The 18301-nt window shown below is 62.4% G+C and carries 16 protein-coding genes; 8 read left to right on the top strand and 8 right to left on the bottom strand.

Annotated elements, in window-relative coordinates; genetic code table 11:
* Positions 1–86: 86 nt before the first annotated feature.
* On the bottom strand, positions 87–809 hold the full coding sequence (locus HU730_RS25300) for a DUF2076 domain-containing protein (RefSeq protein ID WP_096144093.1): 723 nt from the start codon (positions 807–809) through the stop codon (positions 87–89).
* Between the two features lie 182 nt (positions 810–991).
* Between HU730_RS25300 and HU730_RS25295 the strand changes: the two genes are divergently transcribed.
* On the top strand, positions 992–1651 hold the full coding sequence (locus HU730_RS25295) for a YciC family protein (protein WP_032873246.1): 660 nt from the start codon (positions 992–994) through the stop codon (positions 1649–1651).
* 41 nt (positions 1652–1692) lie between these two features.
* A complete protein-coding gene (locus HU730_RS25290) occupies positions 1693–2781 on the top strand; it encodes an endonuclease/exonuclease/phosphatase family protein (protein ID WP_054896177.1) in 1089 nt (362 codons plus the stop codon).
* A gap of 3 nt (positions 2782–2784) precedes the next feature.
* On the opposite strand, the gene HU730_RS25285 is transcribed toward HU730_RS25290, so the two are convergent.
* Together HU730_RS25285 and hrpB are read right to left on the bottom strand one after the other, a co-directional pair.
* Positions 2785–3540 (bottom strand): TIM barrel protein, encoded by a 756-nt coding sequence (locus tag HU730_RS25285; protein ID WP_034126924.1) that lies wholly within the window; start codon positions 3538–3540, stop codon positions 2785–2787.
* 128 nt (positions 3541–3668) lie between these two features.
* Positions 3669–6179, bottom strand: a complete 2511-nt coding sequence (hrpB, locus tag HU730_RS25280) for an ATP-dependent helicase HrpB (RefSeq protein ID WP_186527220.1) — start codon at positions 6177–6179, stop codon at positions 3669–3671.
* A gap of 253 nt (positions 6180–6432) precedes the next feature.
* On the opposite strand from hrpB, the gene HU730_RS25275 reads away from it, so the two are divergent.
* Both HU730_RS25275 and HU730_RS25270 read left to right on the top strand, forming a co-directional pair.
* Complete coding sequence (locus tag HU730_RS25275) at positions 6433–6852, top strand: hypothetical protein (RefSeq protein WP_003194410.1); 420 nt, start codon at positions 6433–6435, stop codon at positions 6850–6852.
* Positions 6853–6861: 9 nt separating this feature from the next.
* Positions 6862–7767, top strand: coding sequence for a cation diffusion facilitator family transporter (locus HU730_RS25270; RefSeq protein WP_034126922.1), 906 nt, complete (start codon positions 6862–6864; stop codon positions 7765–7767).
* Positions 7768–7779: 12 nt separating this feature from the next.
* Here HU730_RS25270 and HU730_RS25265 read toward each other — a convergent pair whose 3' ends face one another.
* Positions 7780–8742, bottom strand: a complete 963-nt coding sequence (locus tag HU730_RS25265; RefSeq protein ID WP_186527219.1) for a DUF6515 family protein — start codon at positions 8740–8742, stop codon at positions 7780–7782.
* Positions 8743–9169: 427 nt separating this feature from the next.
* Between HU730_RS25265 and HU730_RS25260 the strand changes: the two genes are divergently transcribed.
* Together HU730_RS25260 and HU730_RS25255 are read left to right on the top strand one after the other, a co-directional pair.
* Entirely contained in the window at positions 9170–9649 is a 480-nt protein-coding gene (locus HU730_RS25260) for an Lrp/AsnC family transcriptional regulator (RefSeq protein ID WP_003194418.1), read from the top strand.
* Positions 9650–9875: 226 nt separating this feature from the next.
* On the top strand, positions 9876–10085 hold the full coding sequence (locus HU730_RS25255) for a DUF2788 domain-containing protein (protein WP_025999909.1): 210 nt from the start codon (positions 9876–9878) through the stop codon (positions 10083–10085).
* On the opposite strand, the gene HU730_RS25250 is transcribed toward HU730_RS25255, so the two are convergent.
* From HU730_RS25250 to HU730_RS25235, 4 genes are all read right to left on the bottom strand, one after another.
* On the bottom strand, positions 10080–10715 hold the full coding sequence (locus HU730_RS25250; RefSeq protein ID WP_254914196.1) for a pseudouridine synthase: 636 nt from the start codon (positions 10713–10715) through the stop codon (positions 10080–10082). The genes HU730_RS25255 and HU730_RS25250 overlap by 6 nt on opposite strands.
* Before the next feature lie 71 nt (positions 10716–10786).
* Entirely contained in the window at positions 10787–12259 is a 1473-nt protein-coding gene (gene amn / locus HU730_RS25245) for an AMP nucleosidase (protein ID WP_153475217.1), read from the bottom strand.
* 182 nt (positions 12260–12441) lie between these two features.
* A complete protein-coding gene (locus HU730_RS25240; protein WP_060764049.1) occupies positions 12442–14094 on the bottom strand; it encodes an acyl-CoA dehydrogenase family protein in 1653 nt (550 codons plus the stop codon).
* 68 nt (positions 14095–14162) lie between these two features.
* Entirely contained in the window at positions 14163–16562 is a 2400-nt protein-coding gene (locus HU730_RS25235) for a hybrid sensor histidine kinase/response regulator (RefSeq protein WP_186527218.1), read from the bottom strand.
* Positions 16563–16837: 275 nt separating this feature from the next.
* On the opposite strand from HU730_RS25235, the gene HU730_RS25230 reads away from it, so the two are divergent.
* Both HU730_RS25230 and thiE read left to right on the top strand, forming a co-directional pair.
* Entirely contained in the window at positions 16838–17635 is a 798-nt protein-coding gene (locus tag HU730_RS25230; protein ID WP_060764047.1) for a hydroxymethylpyrimidine/phosphomethylpyrimidine kinase, read from the top strand.
* Between the two features lie 30 nt (positions 17636–17665).
* Positions 17666–18295, top strand: a complete 630-nt coding sequence (gene thiE / locus HU730_RS25225) for a thiamine phosphate synthase (protein WP_034126916.1) — start codon at positions 17666–17668, stop codon at positions 18293–18295.
* Positions 18296–18301: the final 6 nt, after the last annotated feature.

The raw sequence follows: 18301 nt of genomic DNA, 5'->3' as shown, positions 1-18301 counted from the left end.
CCCGGAAAGGGCGTCAGTATGCCAGCCAAGGGAGCATTTCCGGGAAAAAATCAGACCGGAGCGCCGCAGCGCCCCGGCTTGGTGTGTCAGACGAAGGAATCGTCGTCGCCAAAGGATGAGGAGTCGTCGGAATAATCGCTGTCGGCGAAGTTGTCAGAGTTGCTGCCCCAGCTGTCATTGCCGGCAAACTTCTGGTCATCGTTGCCCCAGTTGCCTTGATCACTGGCCGGTGCCGGTTGTTCGATGATTTCTTCCACCACCTGCGGCTGCTGGTTGTGATGGAACAGGCTGCTGATGCCTTCGGCCAGCAACACGCCCCCTGCCACACCGGCAGCGGTTTTCATGGCGCCACCGAGGAAGCCGCTGCCGGCTGGCGCGGCGGCCGGTGCTTGCGGCGGTTGGTAGTTCTGCTGCGGCGCTGGCTGACCAAAAGCGGGTCGCGCCGGTTCACGCCAGCCGCCACCTGAGTTGCTCGGCGCAGGCTGTGGCTCACGGGAGCCGCCGCCAAAGATGCTCGACAGGAACCCACCACCGCTGGCCGGCGCAGGTTGCGTGGCCTTGGCCCGTTGCAGCTCGTCCTGCAATTGCTGAATCTGCTGGGCCTGTTGCTTGTTCTGCGCGTCAAGACTCTGCAGCGCATGTTCCTGTACCAGAATCGACTGGGTCATGTAGTAGCCGACGGCAGGTTGGCGAGCCATATGCTCCTTGATCCGCGCTTCGGCCTGGGCGTCGCGGGGGGCTGAGTCCGTTTCGGCTTGCTGCAACCGTGAAAACAGTCCATCGATCAGGGTTTGCTCTTCGCTGTTCATGGCGACCTCGTTAGATTGCCGATAAAAAATTCCGGTCCCGCCTGTGATCAGGCTGGGGGCTTTCCAGTTATGGGGATGTTACGAGTTGTTTCAATGGTCTTTACTCAAGGTTTACGTTTGCGCCCCTTGGACCCTGATCGGTTAAAGTGTGGCCCTCTGCTTCCAGGCCTGTGATGACCCTGATGAATCCGTTAGACGTTTTGCGCGACTCCTTCCGCTTTACCCAGCGCAACCTGGGCGCCATCGTCCAGCTGTGCCTGCCATTGGTGATCCTCGAAGCCTTGCTGCAACAGGTGCTGGACCACACGCTGGGCCCGGATGCGTTTCCCGGCTACAGCGTGGTCGTAGGTTTGTTGGTGTACCCGCTGTACACCGGCGCCCTGATCCTGTTTCTCGACGCCCGCACCCGGGGCGAGTCGCCGCGCACCAAGGACGTGTGGGCCATGGCCTTGAGCCTGTGGCCGCGTTTTGCCCTGCTGACAGCCATGAGCACCTTGCTGATTCTGTTGGGGCTGTCGCTGTATTTCCTGCCGGGCTTGTGGCTGATGGTGGTGCTGGCGTTTGCCGAATACCTGCTGGTGCTGCGCGGCATGCCCGCCCTGGAGGCGATGAAGGAAAGCTTTCGCCTGACCCGCGGGCATTTCTGGCGCATCCTGGTGTGCCTGCTGTGTGTGATGACGCCGTTGTGGCTGCTCAAGGGCGCCAGCGTGGCGGCGTACCCTGAGCCCGCGCCGTTGCTGGGGTTGCTGATGGACAGCGCCCACAGCTTCCTGCAACTGTTCACCAGCGTGGTGCTGTTCCGTTTATTCATGCTGATCGGTGGCGACGCCGACGTGCGGTGATATGCTCCGTGGCTCTTCTGACACGCATATAAGCCGAGCCGATGACCCGTTTATTGCGCATAACCCTGTTGAGCCTGTTGATCATCGCCGGCCTGCTGGCCGCGCTGATCTACAGCCTGACCTGGCGCCCTGCCGACAAAGAGACCCTGCCCGTCAGCTGCGTGGCACCCCGCGCCCCGACACTGTTGCCGGGGCAGGCGCTCAAGGTTATGACCTGGAATGTGCAATACCTGGCCGGCAAGAACTACGTGTTCTGGTACGACACCCCGGACGGCAGCGGCCCGGACGATCGCCCCACCGTCGAAGACATGGCCTTTAGCCTCGACGAAGTGGCGCGGGTGATTCGCGACGAACAGCCCGACATCCTGCTGTTGCAGGAAGTCGACGAAGGCGCCAAGCCTTCCCACTATCAGGACCAGCTTGCGCTGTTGCAGGAGCGTCTGGTCGACCTCTACCCGTGCAGCGCCCAGGCCTTCGACTGGAAAGCCGACTTTGTGCCCAGCCTGCATATCTTCGGTAGCGTCGGGCGCAAGCTCGCTACGCTCAGCCGCTACCAGATCGAACATGCCGAACGCCTGCAACTGCCAACCGCCGATGCCAACTTCGTCAGCCGTCAGTTCCAACCCAAGCCGGCCCTGCTGCTGACGTATCTGCCCTTGAGCGACGGAGGCCAACTGGCGGTGCTCAACACCCGCCTGGACGCCGGTGCGCCAGGGCGCAGTGCCCTGCGGGAGCAAGTGACGAGTACGGTAAGACTGCTGGATAAACTCGAAGGTCGCGGCACACCCTGGTTGATTGGCGGGGATTTCAACCTGCTGCCACTGGGCCAGTTCCTGCGCCTGGACGCAGAAAAGCGTGGCCAGTATTCGCCGGACAGTGAGTTGCATCTGCTGTGGGACAAGTACCCGATGATCCCCAGCAACAGCCAATCCAGTGGCATCGACCGCGAGAAATGGCTGACGCACTTCCCCAACGACCCAGGCCTTGATGGCCCGGATCGCACGCTGGATTACCTGTTCTACAGCTCGCGCGTCAAACGCGTGGAAGCCAAGGTGCGCCAGGAAGATACGTTGCGTATTTCCAATCACCTGCCGGTGATCGCCCGATTCCTGTTGCCTGCCGCGCAATAACCCCTAGGGTTTCAGGAGCGGCTTAAGCCACTCAAGGCTGGCAACCGTGGTGCCGGATGGGCGGTATTCACAGCCGATCCATCCTCGGTAGCCACGCTGCTCCAGCGCCGCGAACAAGCCAGCAAAGTCCATGGTCCCAGTGCCCGGCTCATGACGCCCCGGGTTGTCGGCGATTTGTACATGGACGGTCCTGTCGTAAAACTGCGCCAGCACCCCGGCTGGGTCGCCGGTCAACAACTGGGCATGGTAAAGGTCCAGAATCAGCCCGACACTCGTAAAGGTTTCCAGCACCTGCTGGGCCTTGCTGAAGTCAGACAGGTAATAGCCAGGCATCGCCTGCGGGCTGATGACTTCAATCAAAGTTCGCAAACCCTGATCTTCAAGGTACTTGATCGCGTATTCCAGGTTATTGGTGTAGGCAAGCGCGCTCTCATCCTGAGGCGTGGTCACGCCCGACATGATGTGCACATCCGAGCAGTTCAGCGCCTTCGCATAGCGGGCCGCCTCGCGCAGCCCCTCGCGAAATTCCTGTTCCTTGCCCTGCAAGGCAGCGATGCCTTTGGTCACGCCCGCTGGCGCCGCGAACTGAATCAACGGCAGGTTGTATTGGGCCAGATGGTCAGCGAGCAGGCTGGCGTCGAATTCATAGGGTGACGGGAACTCCACTGCCCTGAAACCGGCAGCGGCGGCGGCTTCGATGCGTTGCAGAAAAGGCAACTCGTTGAATTGGAAACCGAGGTGAGCATTGAACTTGAGCATTGGGTGCATATCCATCCTGGGAAAAAACGAAATCATCAGCCTTGGGTGTCGTTGGCGGCCGAATCCTTGATTCCAAGCCTTCAGGTAATGAGCCCAGCCTGCGTAAAGACTGGGAATGACTTGAACACTCAGGGCTTTCTGGGCTTGATCCTGGCCGTCGCTTCGGCCACCAACGGGTCATCTGGCCAATAATGCTTGGGGTATCGCCCCTTGAGATCCTTCTTCACCTCGGCATAGGTACTGCGCCAGAAGTTCGCCAGGTCCTGCGTGACCTGCACCGGCCGACGCGCCGGGGACAGCAAGTGCAACTTCACGGCCAGGCGTCCGCCGGCAATGCGCGGGGTGTCTGCCAGCCCGAACAGTTCCTGCAAGCGCACCGCCAGGATCGGCGGCTGCTCGCTGTAGTCCAGGCGTACCGATGACCCCGACGGCACTTTCACATGCTGCGGCGCCAGCTCTTCCAGGCGTTGGGGCAAGGGCCAGGGCAGCAGGTTGTGCAGGTAGCTGGAGATATCCAGGTTGGCGAAATGGCTGAGGCGCGAGACCTTGCCCAGATAAGGCATCAGCCAGTGTTCGAGGCTGGCGAGCAGGGCCTTGTCGCTGAGGTCGGGCCACTCGCTGGTGTTGCCGGCATCCAGTTGGCGCAGCAGCATCACACGGGCTTGCCACTGACGCAGTTCCGGGGTCCAGGGCAGCAGCTCCAGGCCTTTGCGGCGCACCAGGTTGACCAGCGCCTGGCTGCGGGCGGATTCGTCGAGGCCGGTCAGGGGTTCGCGGCTGAGCACCAGTTCACCGACTTTGCGTTGGCGCTCGGCACGCAAGACGCCTTCGCGCTCGTCCCAGTCGAGTTGGTCGACGTTGCGCACTTGCTCGGTCAGCACCGTGTCGAACAGTGCCGGATCAAAATCCGCCGCCAGGTAGATGCGTTCTTCGCGCTGGCCCTGGCGGCTGCCCAGGTCGGCGATCACCAGCCAGGGTTGTTTCATCAGGCTGTCGGCTTCGGCAAACAGCGCTGCGCGGCCATTGGCCAGGCGGTATTCAGCGCCACCGGGGCGACGTTGCTGGGCGACGCGGTCCGGGTAGGCCAGTGCCAGCAAGGCGCCGAGCCAGCGCGGGTGGTCGGGGTTGTCCACCGGCTGGGTCGCCTTGCCGCGCAGGTAGCCACGGTATTGCCGGGCCAGTTGCTTGGCGCGCTGCACGCCACCCTGGGTACCTCGCGCACGCTCCTCGCCAGACATCAGCGCCAGGCGGCTGTGCAAATCGGCACCGCCGCCGCGCAGGATATCGCGCTCGCCCAACAGCGCCGCCACGTCACAGGCGGTGGCGGCGAGCCCCAGGTCTTGGCCACGCAATAACAGGTGGGCAATACGCGGGTGGGCGGGCAACTCGGCCATCTTCTGGCCATGGGCGGTGAGGTTTTCGTCGTTCAATGCACCGAGGCGTTGCAACAGATCCTGGGCCTGGGCATACGCGGCTGTGGGTGGCGCATCCAGCCACACCAACTGGCTGGGCGTCACGCCCCAACGGGCCAGTTGCAAGGCCAGCCCCGCCAGGTCGGCGGCGAGGATTTCCGCGCTGCCATAAGCGGCCAGACCATCGTGCTGGTCTTCGGACCACAACCGATAACACACCCCCGGTTCCAACCGTCCTGCCCGACCGGCGCGCTGGGTGGCGCTGGCGCGGGAGATGCGCTGGGTGTCGAGGCGGGTCATGCCGCTGCCGGGGTCGAAACGCGGCACCCGAGCCAACCCGGCGTCGATCACCACGCGTACGCCGTTGATGGTCAGGCTGGTCTCGGCGATGTTGGTAGCCAACACCACTTTGCGCTTGCCGGCCGGCGCCGGGTCGATGGCGGCGCGCTGGGCATTGAGGTCCAGCTCACCGTGCAACGGGCACAGCAGCACATCAGGGCGATCACCCAGGGCATCGGCCAGTTGCTGGTTGACCCGGCGAATCTCCGCCTGCCCCGGCAGAAATACCAGCACACTGCCGAGCTCGTCATGCAGGGCTTCGAGGATGGTTTGCACCACGCGCGGCTCGATAAACTCCCCGGCATGGTAAGGGCGTCCCCAGCGCATCTGCACCGGGAACATGCGCCCCTCACTGCGCAGGATCGGCGCGTCATCCAGCAGACCGGCCAGGCGCTCGCCTTCGAGGGTGGCGGACATCAGCAGGATTTTCAGCGGCTGCTCGTCGCGAAACAGCTCGCGGCCGTTAAGGCTCAGGGCCAGCGCCAGGTCGGCGTCTAGGCTGCGCTCGTGGAATTCGTCGAAGATCAACAAGCCCACGCCGTCCAGCGCCGGATCGTCCTGCAGGCGGCGGGTGAGGATGCCTTCGGTGACGACCTCGATGCGCGTGTTGGGGCCGACTTTGCTGTCCAGGCGGATACGGTAGCCCACGGTCTCACCGACCTTTTCGCCCAGTTCACTGGCCAGCCGCTCGGCAGCAGCACGGGCAGCCAGGCGCCGGGGTTCGAGCATCAGGATGGTTTGCCCGGCAAGCCAGGGCTCATGCAACAAAGCCAAGGGCACGCGGGTGGTTTTACCGGCTCCGGGGGGCGCTTCCAGCACGGCTTCATGGCGATGAGCCAAGGCGTCACGCAAGGCGGGTAAAACATCATCGATCGGCAACGAATTCATACTGGCTCCAAAGCAGAGCGGCGAGTATAACGGCGAACTGCCGGATGCCGATGCGGGTCTCAAAAACAGCCACTCTTGGGACTGGGAATGCAGTCAAAGGTCGGAGCTGGCTTGCCTGCGATAGCGGTATGACAGTTGCCACTGTATTCCCCGAGCCGACGCTATCGCAGGCAAGCCAGCTCCCACATGGATTCATCGGCGCCTGGCCGATCTGGCTTATAGTCACCCTTAAATCTGTTCAGGAGACTTTTTCATGCGTATCGCTTCCCGTGTCATCGGCGGTGTCCTCGCCGTCACCCTGCTGAGCCAACTCACCGCCTGTGGGTCGATTTTCTACCCCGACCGCCGTGGCCAGATCGACGGCAAGATCGACCCAACCATCGCGGTACTCGATGCCCTCGGCCTGTTGTTTTATGTGATCCCCGGCCTGATCGCCTTCGGTGTCGACTTCGCCACGGGCGCCATTTACTTCGAACCGGGCAAGACCGCCCAGGTCGCCCCCGAGAAACTGCACGAAGCCATCGGCGCCGACGGCACGGTCGATAACGCCAAGCTGCAAAGCATCATCCAGAAGGAAACCGGCCGCACCTTGCCGCTGGATGACCCGCGCCTGATCCAGTTCAAGGGCAGCGTGCAGCAACTGGCGGCCCTGGGCCTGCAGCCTGCCGCGTAAGGACAGCTCATGACCAGCAGCCCCGAACACGCAAGGCTCTTGCGCCTGGCCACCCGCGCCTCGGTGGGCGTGGCCTGTGTGTTGATTGTGACCAAGGCCATCGCCTGGTGGCTCAGCGGCTCGGTGAGCATGCTCGCCGGGCTGACCGACTCACTGCTCGACGGCGTCACTTCGCTGTTGAATTTGCTGGCAGTGCATTACGCCCTGCGCCCGGCCGATGACGATCACCGTTATGGGCACGGCAAGGCGGAGTCGCTGGCGGGGATGGCGCAGGCCTTGTTTATCGCGGGCAGTGCGGTGCTGATTGCGCTCCAGGCCTATGAACGGCTCAAGCACCCAGAGCCGGTTGGCGCACCGTGGTTGAGTATCGGCGTGATTATCTTGTCCCTGGCGCTGACCGTGGCCCTGCTGGTGCTGCAACACCGCGTGGTGCGCGAGACCGGCTCCAATGCGGTGCGCGCCGACTCGCTGCATTACCGCTCGGACTTGCTGCTCAATGGCAGCATCCTGATTGCGCTGGTGTTGGCAGGTTTTGGCTTTCATCAGGTCGACGCCTGGTTTGGCCTGGGGATCGCCGCCTACATTCTGTGGAGCGCGATCCAGATCGCCCGGGAAAGCTTTGCGGTGTTGATGGACGAAGAGCTTCCGCCGGATGTCAGCCAGCACATGCTCGAACTGGCCCGTGGCGTACCCGGCGTGCTGGGGGCCCACGACTTGCGCACGCGGGTTTCCGGTAACCACTGGTTTGTGCAGTTGCATCTGGAGTTGCCGGGGGAATTGACCCTGTCGGTGGCCCACGGCATCAGCGACCAGGCCGCCGATGCCATCCACCGCGAATATCCGAAGGCCGAAGTGCTGGTGCATGCGGATCCGGTGGATCAGCTACAAGCTTCAAGTGACAAGCTTGAAGCTTGAAGCTTGCCGCTGCTACTGCTGCACCTGATACCCACGACTGCCCAGGCAGTTGCCTTGGGCCTGGCGGTAGGTTTGTACTACCGCAGGGTCCGGGGCGTAGGTAACGGTGCGCGGGTCGAAGCCACTTTGTTGCACCGCCCAGCGATAACAGTCGTAGCCGTCCTGCTGCACCTGGGCCGGGGACTGGCCATTGGCAGGATATGCCTCTACGTCATAGCCGTTGCCTTGCGGCGCTGGCTGGGGTGACGGCACCTGCGCCGGCGGCTGCACCACCACGTATTGCTGGGTGCTTTGCTCGTAGGCGTAATAGGCGCCTGCGGCGAGGAACAACAGCGAGCCGCCTACCCACACTTCACGTGCGTAGTCCGGCAGGTAATGCACGCGAATGCCATAGGGCGGCGTCACCACCACGTAGCGTGGGCCTTGGGGGCGATACCAGTAGCCGCCGGAGAAAAAGTAGTCCTGGCCACGGTAAGGCACGCGGTAATTGCGATCGGGGAAACGGTCGATGACATATCCAGGGCGATGCTGCGGGCCAGGGCCCCAGCCATTGCCATGCCCGTCGGGGCGGCCTGGCCAGCGGTTATCACCGGGGCGATCGTTACTCGGACGCGAACCGGGGCCGCCGGCCTCCCAATGCCGGTTATCGTCGGGGCGTCTGGGAATATCACGGTAATAACCCTGGCGCGGCTCCTGGGTCTGGCGCACGGTATCGGGCCGGCCCTGGATCGGCAGGTTATTGGAGGGTTGCGGTTGCGGTGCCGGTCGCCCCGGCTCATGACCTTGAGGCCGACCTTGCCATTGGCCGCCCTCGTGCTGGCCGCCACGATCACCCTGCGGGTTTTGTGGGCGTGGCTGATTGTGCTCAGGCCGTTGCCCCTGGCCCGGTGAGTTATCGCGTTCCTCGGCTATCGCCTGGGAGCCGACGCTGACCACCAGCAAACCAACACCTGCCATACGCCAGATGCGCTTCATGCTTTTCCTCACTGCGGATTGGGGCTTGATCATGAGACTGGAAAAGCCTCGCCCGGTTCTGAGACAGGTTATCAGTCACGAGAACTATTTTCTGAAGGCAAAACGCGCACAAAGAAAAAGGGGTGACCCGTCGGCCACCCCTTGAGAATTTCGTCCGTGCTCAACGCTTTTGACGTTGGCTCACCTCACGCCGTCTTGTGGACAGTGTGCAGCCTGGAGGCCGGCTCAACCCTGCTGGGGCGGCGGCCGCAACGGGCCTGATTGGGCGCGCTGCTGTGGACTGTTGTCCAGGCGGTGATTCTGTTGGTAATCATAGGCGTGCCGGGCGGGCAGAGGATTGCGAAGATTGCGTCAATAAACAGTGCTTGCGCAATTTTTAACCCTTCATGGATAATTCACCGCAATAGTTACGACAAAGGCCAACCCAATGAGCAAGCTTGACCGATACGACCTGAGTATTCTGGCGGAATTGCAGCGCGACGCGAGGATCTCCAACCAGGAGCTGGCCGAACGCATCGGCCTGTCGCCTTCGCCCTGCTCACGCCGGGTCAAGCAGTTGGAAGACGACGGCTACATCGCCCGCCAGGTCGCCCTGCTCGACCGCAAGATGCTCGGCCTGAGCCTTACCGCTTATGTATTGATCGGCATGGACCGACACACGCCGGAGCGCTTCGAGAATTTCGAAGCCGCCATCCGCACCCTGCCGCAAGTGCTGGAGTGCAGTTTGGTGACCGGCATGGATGCGGACTATCAGTTGAAGGTGGTGGTGCCTGACATGGACCATTATCAGAAGCTGCTGCTGGGCCACCTGACGCGGATTGAAGGCGTGACCAGCGTGCGTTCCAGCTTCGTGCTCAATCAGGTATTGAACAGCACCGAACTGCCCCTGACCCACCTGCGGACCTGAGAACAACGATGCTCAACTGTAGGAGCGAGCTTGCTCGCGAAAAACGTTAACGATAACCCGTGCCTCCTGAATGAACGCGGCGTCTGTGAGTTTTTCGCGAGCAAGCTCGCTCCTACAATGGCATCAGGCCCCCACAGTTTGACCGCGCAGGACTCAGGTCAATGTTGCGTCTGTGACGCTGCCGTATACTGCTCGCTTGTCTTGTCGGAAGAGCCCCATGAACAACATCGACCCCGCCCTGTTTGAAGAATGGATGATGACCGGCCTGGTCACTATCCTCATCATTTTCATGGGTTTCATCGTCTGGGACCTGGCAAAGAAATCCAAGGCCGGGCGCTTTGGTTCGTTCATCCTGTTTTTCGTGCTGGGCCTGGGCGTGGCGGCGTTCATCATCAAGAGCGTGGTGATCGGCCTGATTGAATCCGGCGCCTTATAAGCGCGCCGGCACTGCCTTCCACTGGCCTTGATCCAGGCCATCGATCGACCACTCACCAATACGCACGCGCACCAGGCGCAGCGTCGGCAAGCCCACTGCTGCGGTCATGCGCCGTACCTGACGGTTGCGCCCTTCACGAATCACCAACTCCAGCCAATACGTCGGCACGCTTTTGCGAAAGCGTACCGGCGGGTTGCGCGGCCATAATGCCGGCTCATCCAGTTGCCGCGCCTCGGCCGGCAAGGTCATGCCGTCGTTGAGTTCCACGCCTTCACGCAGGCGTTGCAGCTGCTCTTCAGTCGGCTCGCCTTCCACCTGCACCCAGTAAGTTTTCGCCAGCTTGTGCTTGGGGTCAGCGATGCGCGCCTGGAGCTGACCGTCGTTGGTCAACAGCAGCAGGCCCTCGCTGTCACGGTCCAGGCGCCCTGCCGGGTAAATGCCGGGGATATCAATAAAATCCTTGAGGGTGGCGCGCCCACCTTCGTCGCTGAACTGGGTCAGCACATCGAAGGGTTTATTGAACAGGATCAACTTGGGCTCGGCCGGTGGCGCCTTGGCAACGCGGCGAGCGGCAGAGTGTGGTGGTTTCACGCCAGGGCGGCGCGAATCGGGACGGGTAGGACGGGACATGGCAAAGGAACATCTAACGGTCAGGACCGACAATGCTAGTGGCCTGACCGCTAAATGACCATCCCAACCGCTTAGCGGAACGGCGGCTCGTCGAAGCTGCGCAGTTTGCGCGAGTGCAGGGAGTTGAGTTCGGTGCGCAACAGGTCGACCGCCTCGATGCCGATCTTCAAGTGCTGGCTGACCGCACGCTCATAGAAAGCGTTGGCCGAACCCGGCAGCTTGATCTCGCTGTGCAGCGGCTTGTCGGATACGCACAACAAGGTGCCGTAAGGCACGCGCAAACGGTAACCCTGGGCGGCGATGGTGCCGCTTTCCATGTCCACGGCCACGGCACGGGACAGGTTGATCAGCGGCCGCTCCTGGGCCCAGCGCAGTTCCCAGTTCCGGTCGTCATAGGTCAGCACGGTACCGGTGCGCAGGCGTTTTTTCAGCTCTTCGCCTTTTTCGCCAGTGACCTTGGCAGCCGCCTGCTGAAGCGCCAACTGCACTTCGGCCAGGGCCGGAATAGGGATGTTCGGCGGTACCACGCGGTCGAGAATCCCGTCGCGGCGCATATAGGCGTGGGCCAGTACGTAGTCGCCGATGGTCTGGGATTGGCGCAGGCCGCCGCAGTGGCCGATCATCAGCCAGCAATGCGGGCGTAGTACGGCCAAGTGGTCGGTGATGTTCTTGGCGTTGGACGGGCCTACGCCGATGTTCACCAAGGTCACGCCGTGGCCGTCAGTGGCCTGCAGGTGATACGCCGGCATCTGGTAGCGGTGCCAGACCACGCCGGCGGCAATGGCCGAGGCTTCGCCGTGGTCCATGCTCTTGTCGATCACCACGTTGCCGGGCAGCACCATACGGATAAACCGCGGGTCGCTGCGCAGTTGCTCCAAGCCATGCAGGATGAACTGGTCCACGTAGCGGTGGTAGTTGGTCAGCAGGATCCACGGCTGCACATGGCGCCAGTCGCTGCCGGTGTAATGCACCAGGCGACGCAGGGAAAAGTCCACGCGGGCGGCATCGAACAGGGCCAGGGGCAGTGGGTCGGTGTTTTCCCAGTCGTACAGGCCATCGGCAATGCCGTCGGTGGCGGCGGACAGGTCGGTACTGGGGAATACACGAGCTAGGGTCGCGGCGGTGACGCCGGAGCCGGCCAGTTCATCACCCTGCTCCACCACATAGGGGTACGGGATGTTCTGCTGGCTGACGCCCACTTCCACGGTCACGGTGAAGTCGTGCATCAGCGGCACCAGTTGCTCCAGCAGGTACTTACGGAACGCGGCCGGGTGGGTCACGGTGACGCTGTAGGTACCCGGCAGTTGCACCTTGGCATACGCCCGAGTGGTCTGTGGGACTTCGCCGTGGCAGTGGTAGGTCAGGCGCAGTTCCGGGTAGCGAAACAGTGCGCGTTGAGCGGCGTCGGGTTCGACGCGGTCCTTGAGGTATTGCTTGAGCGCTTGGTTGAGCGCGCCAGTCGCACGCTCATGCAGCGCCGCCAGCCGGTCCACGGCTTCTTCGGCGGTTTTAACGACAACAAAAGCTTCGGTCACGGTAAGCATCCTGTGTTCTGACTTGCAGGCCTTTATCTTGCCTGTATCCAGGCCTCACCGAAACACCGGAAGTGGAATGCTTTGATAGGTGGGAGCTGGCTTGCCTGCGATAGCGGTCTATCAGCCACATAATTGCTGGCTGGACCACCGCTATCGCAGGCAAGCCAGCTCCCACATTTGACTGTGTTTATTCAGAGGGATTGTGGGGTTGAGCGGGCGACAATAGCTTGCACATCCATCCCACGCGGCAAGGTGCCATATACCCGCCCCGACGACTCACCCAACCGACTGGCGATAAACCCGTCGCTCACCGCCGCATTACCCGCCTCCAACAACAACTTGGCCTGCAACGCCAGGGCAATGTCCTCGGTCAGTTGCCGTGCCCGATACTGGATATCCTGGGTGTCCATGAACGCCGCCTTCAACTGCTCGATATGCCGCGCCAGCTGTTTGTCGCCATGGCCATCCCCCAGCTCCACAAACAGCACCTCCAGCACACCCGGCTCTTTGGACAACGCACGCAGCACGTCCAGGCATTGCACATTGCCAGAGCCTTCCCACGTGGAGTTAACCGGTGCCTCACGGTAAAGACGCGGCAGGATGCTGTCTTCCACGTACCCGGCGCCGCCCATGCATTCGGCGGCTTCGTTGATCATCGCCGGCGCTCGCTTGCAGATCCAATACTTGCCCACCGCCGTGACCAGCCGGGCGAACTTGGCTTCATGTTCATCATCAAGATGATCCAGGGCGCGCCCCATGCGCAGGCTCAAGGCCAGGGCCGCTTCGCTTTCCAGGGCCAGGTCGGCCAGCACGTTCTGCATCAGCGGCTGCTCGCTGAGCTCGCGGCCACCCACCTGGCGATGGGCGCAGTGATGGCTGGCCTGGGTCAGCGCCTGGCGCATCAAGGCGCTGGAGCCGACCATGCAATCGAAGCGGGTCATGGCGACCATTTCGATGATGGTGGGAACGCCGCGGCCTTCTTCACCGACCATCCACGCCAGGGCGCCGCGAAATTCCACTTCGCTGGAGGCGTTGGAGCAGTTGCCGAGTTTGTTCTTCAAGCGCTGGATATAGAACTCGTTGCGCGTGTCATCCGGGCGGTGCCGGGGCAGCAAAAAACAGGTCAGACCCTTATCGGTCTGGGCCAGGGTCAGGAAGCCATCGCACATTGGTGCCGAGCAGAACCACTTATGCCCCACCAGTTCGTAGGCTTGGCCGGGGCCACCCGCGCCCACGGGATAAGCGCGAGTGGTATTGGCGCGCACGTCGGTGCCGCCCTGCTTCTCGGTCATGGCCATGCCGATAGTAACGCCGGCCTTGTGGGCGATGCCGACATTGCGCGGGTCGTAGTGAGTATTGAGCACTTTAGGCAGCCAGAGGTCCGCCAGCTCCGGTTGCAGGCGCAGGGCCGGAACGCAGGCGAAGGTCATGGTCAGCGGGCAGCCGCTGCCGGCTTCGGCCTGGCTATGCAGGTAGGTCATCGCCGCACGCGCCACATGGGCGCCAGGCTGCGGATGGGCCCACGGCAACGACGGCAGGCCATGCTCGACGGCGGTGCGCATCAACTCGTGATAAGCCGGGTGAAACTCCACCAGGTCGATACGATGGCCGTAACGGTCATGGCTACTGAACACCGGTTTGTTCTGGTTGGCCAGGAACCCGGCTGCCATCAACGGCCCACCGGCCAGCGCACCGTAGGCATCAATGCGCGCTTGTGCCCAACCGGCGCCGAAGCGGCGTGACCATTCCTGCAAAGGCAAGTCGATGCGATACAGGTTAGTGCCGTCCAGGGACGGTGGCTGGTTGGTGACGTCGTGGGTTTCGGCAAACTGATGCAGGTTCATGACGGGCCTCCTGGAAAAAAGGCCGTATGAACAGTGGCCCGGAATTCAGTTAAGCACCGTGCAAGACCTTAAAAAAGTGGCATACGCGCCGAATGTTCGGCGCTTTCACCCTCATCCGCGCACAGCACGCTACGTTCAAGTGCCGCCTGCAAGGCGTCGAAACGCACCGGTTTGGCCAGTCGGTCCGTCATGCCAATGCCATGGCAGCGCTCACGCTCCGGCCCATTGGGCGAAGCACTCAGGGCGATCACCGGCAATTCACCACAGCCGGGCAATGCGCGAATCTGGCAGCACAACGAAAAGCCACCCTCTGGCACATCCAGCAGCACGGCGTCGAAGCTGTGCCCCTGCAATGCAGCGAGCGCCGCCGGGCCGCTGTCTACGGTTTTGACCCGGTAACCGAGCTTGAGCAACATGCCACGCACCGCCAACTGGCCCACGCTGTTGTCGTCCACCAACAGCACCGTGCATTCCTGAGGCGCACGCTGTGCAGGCAAAGCCTGCGCGGCCGGCGTCACCTGCTGCGGCACGGCGCTGACGTCCATTTCCAACTGGAAGCGGCTGCCTTTACGGGGCTCCGAATGATGGGTCAGGCGCCCGCCCAGCAGTTCGATCAACTGCCGGCAAATCGCCAGGCCAATGCCCAGGCCGCCGTATTCACGCGTCATCGAGCCGTCCAACTGAAAGAAACGCTGATACAACGTGGCCTCATCGAGAAAGGCAAAGCCGATACCGGTGTCGGTGACGATAAAGCTCAAGTGCAAGGTCCCATCCCCTTGCGGCACGCCCACCACACGCAAACGAACCGCGCCGACGTGGGTGAATTTGAACGCATTGTCGAGCAGGCAATCCAGGCACTGACGCAACTTTTGGGCATCGCCGATGAGCCGGTCTGGCAGCTCATCCGCGACGTCAATGGAGAACGCCAGCCCCTTGGCCTGGGCGCTGCCGGTGAACTGCTGGCGCAAGGTATCGAGCTCGCCGCGCAGGCTGAACACTTGCGGCTGGGCCACCAGGCGACCGGCCTGCAACTCGGTGAGAGTGAGGATGCCGTTGACCATGCGCATCATGTCCCGCGCCGAGCCGGCGGCGGTTTGCTGGTACTGCGTCAGGTCATCGTCCAAAGGCACGGTTTGCATCAGTTCCAAAGAGCCGATCACACCGTTCATCGGCGTGCGCAATTCGTGGGTCAGGGTGGCGAGAAATTCGTCTTTGAGGCGATTGCTGCGAGCCAGTTGCTGGTTGAGCGCTTCCAGCTTCTGGCTGGCATCGAGGAGAATCTGCGCCTGCTGTTCGCGCATGCCGTTGATGCGGTCAGCCAGGGCCAGGGACAACAGCGCCACTTCAATGGCTGAGCCGAGCTGGCTGGCATACATGGTCAGGAACACGTTAGGCAGATAACCCAGCACCATCAGGGTATTGATCACCCCGCCGAGCAGGAAGGCCGACCAGGCGATGATGAAATAACGCGCCATGCGCTGCCCGCAATACCAGGCCTTGATGGCCGCTACGAAGATGGTCACGGTAAACACCAGCGCCAGCGCAGTGGCCAGGCGCAGGGCCACAGCGTAACTCGTCAACAGCGCCAGTGCCATCACCAACCCGCCACAGGCCGCCAGCGCCAGCAGGATGCGGTTGAGCCAGCGACTGTGCTGCGCAGTGTGCAGGAAACTGCGCGCGAACAGGCTGCCGAACAAGGCCGCCGAGCCGATCAGGAAGGGAACCGCGGCATTCGCCCACCAGGGGTTGTTCGGCCAGAAGTACTCCACCGCAACGCCATTGACCGACAGCTGATACAAGCCGAACGAAGCGATATAGAAGATGTAATAGAGGTAGCTGGTGTCGCGTACGCTCAGGTAGATGAACAGGTTGTAGATCAGCATGCCCAGCAACACACCGTAGATGGCGCCGAGCACGTACAAACGCAACGGTTGCTCTTCCATGTAGGCGGTGCCCGCCCACAACGTCAGCGGTGCCTGGATGGAGCCTTGGCTTTGCAAGCGCAGGTAGACGGTTTGTTGCTGGTCGGGCAAGAAGCTGAGCTTGAACAGGTAGTTGCTCTGGCTCACCTCACGGCTGGAAAACGGCAATGCGCTGCCGGTGCGGGCGGTGAGGCGGTAGTGGCCGGTGCCGTCGTTCTGGTAGAGGTCCAGGCGATTGAGCGGCGGGTAGGCCAGCTCCAGAAACCAGGTGCGCGGTGCGCGGGGATCTTTGGCGGTGTAGTGCAGGTTGACCTTCAGCCAGAACACCGAGCGTGAATAGCCGGCATTGAGCGTGTCTTTGTCGTGGGTCTTGAATTGGGCGGCATAGGCGGGGGAACTGACATCGGCGATGGTGAGGGTATCGGTTGGGTCTTCGAGCACTTGCATGACCCGGCCCAACGGGAGGCTGCGCGTGTCCTGGTTGAACTCGACAGCGCCGGCGAGCATCGGTAGCCCGCACAATATAAACATCAGCAAATAGCGCATAGAGCCCCAGCGTAGCCTGGTCCGGTTGTGTCAAAAGCCCCCCATTCCTTTTGAGAAGACGTACACCGGCGATACAGTAAGTTATTGGGATGCACTTTAGCATAGCCAGTAAAAGCCATTAGCCACTGCCGGAACTTTTTTTAGAACAGCTCTAGCGCAATGCTTTCAGACCACTGCGTTGCAGCGTTCGGCCACGCAAAGCGACGCTGCAGCAGCAAACTTCTGCCATCGCCAGGCAGCCACGCAAAAAGCGTTTGGTGGTAAGCTCGCGCACCATGAATATCTACAGTTCTCGCCCCGTTGTCCTCTGTCTCTCCGGCCACGATCCCAGTGGTGGCGCCGGCCTGCAGGCAGATATCGAAGCCCTGCTCGCCCAGGGTTGCCACGCGGCCCCGGCCGTCACCGCGCTGACCGTGCAGAACACCGTCAATGTCAGTGATTTCCGCGTGCTTGACCGTGAGTGGGTACTGGCCCAGGCCAATGCCGTGCTCGGCGACTCTGAAGTCGCGGCGGTCAAGCTGGGCATGCTCGGCTCCACTGCGATGGTCGACACCGTGGTCGAACTGCTGCAGGCGCACCCGCATTTGCCGGTGGTCTGCGACCCGGTGCTGCGCGCCGGCGGCGGCGGTAGCCTGGGCAAGGACGAGGTCGGTTATGCGATGCGCGAGCGGCTGCTGCCCCTGTCATTGATTGCCACCCCCAACCTGCCAGAAGCGCGCATCCTCGCGGAACTGCCCGACGGCAGCGCCGACGACTGCGCCGAGAAGCTGCTGCCGTACATCAAGCACCTGCTCATCACCGGCGGCCATGGCGATGAGCACGAAGTGCACAATCGCCTGTACAGCCGCGACGGCACGCGCCAGACCTTTACCTGCCAGCGCTTGCCCGGTAGTTATCACGGCTCGGGTTGCACCTTGGCCAGTGCGCTGGCCGGGCGCATTGCCCAGGGTGAAGGCCTGGCCAGCGCCGTGCAATCGGCCCTCAACTACACGTGGCGTACCCTGCGTGATGCCGAACAACTCGGCCAGGGCCAGTTCGTGCCGCGCCGATTGCCGCTGGATTTCTGCTCGTAACTTATCGCTCGTCAGCAAGGGGTTTGCCCGATGAAACTACGCGGCCTTTACGCCATTACCGACAGCCAGCTGTTGGCCGGCAAATTCCTCGCCTACGTCGAGGCGGCGCTGGACGGTGGCGTCACCCTGTTGCAGTACCGCGACAAAAGCAGCGACGAGGCACGGCGCCTGCGTGAAGCCGAAAAGCTGTACGAACTGTGCTCACGCTACAAGACCCAATTGATCATCAACGACGATGCCGAACTGGCCGCGCGCCTGGGCGTCGGCGTGCACCTGGGCCAGACCGACGGCCCGCTGACCTCGGCCCGGGCATTGCTCGGCGCCAAGGCGATCATCGGCGCCACCTGTCACAGCCAGATCGAACTGGCCGAACAGGCCGCCAAAGAAGGCGCCAGCTACGTGGCCTTCGGCCGCTTCTTCAATTCCACGACCAAACCCGGCGCACCTGCCGCCACCGTTGACATGCTGGCCCAGGCCCGCAAGCGCCTGCACCTGCCGATCTGCGTGATCGGCGGCGTCACCCTGGAAAACGCCGAACCGCTGGTGGCCCACGGGGCCGACCTGCTCGCCGTGGTCCATGGCCTGTTCGGTGCCGATAGCACCCAGGAAGTCACTCGCCGCGCCCGTGCGTTCAACCATCTTCTTAAATCTTCAGTTTAGAGAGCC

The sequence above is a fragment of the Pseudomonas sp. SWRI22 genome (assembly GCF_014268395.2).
GTDB classification, from domain to species: domain Bacteria; phylum Pseudomonadota; class Gammaproteobacteria; order Pseudomonadales; family Pseudomonadaceae; genus Aquipseudomonas; species Aquipseudomonas paracarnis.
Note: the sequence above shows the minus strand (reverse complement) of the source record. Positions and strands in the feature narration are given on the sequence as shown.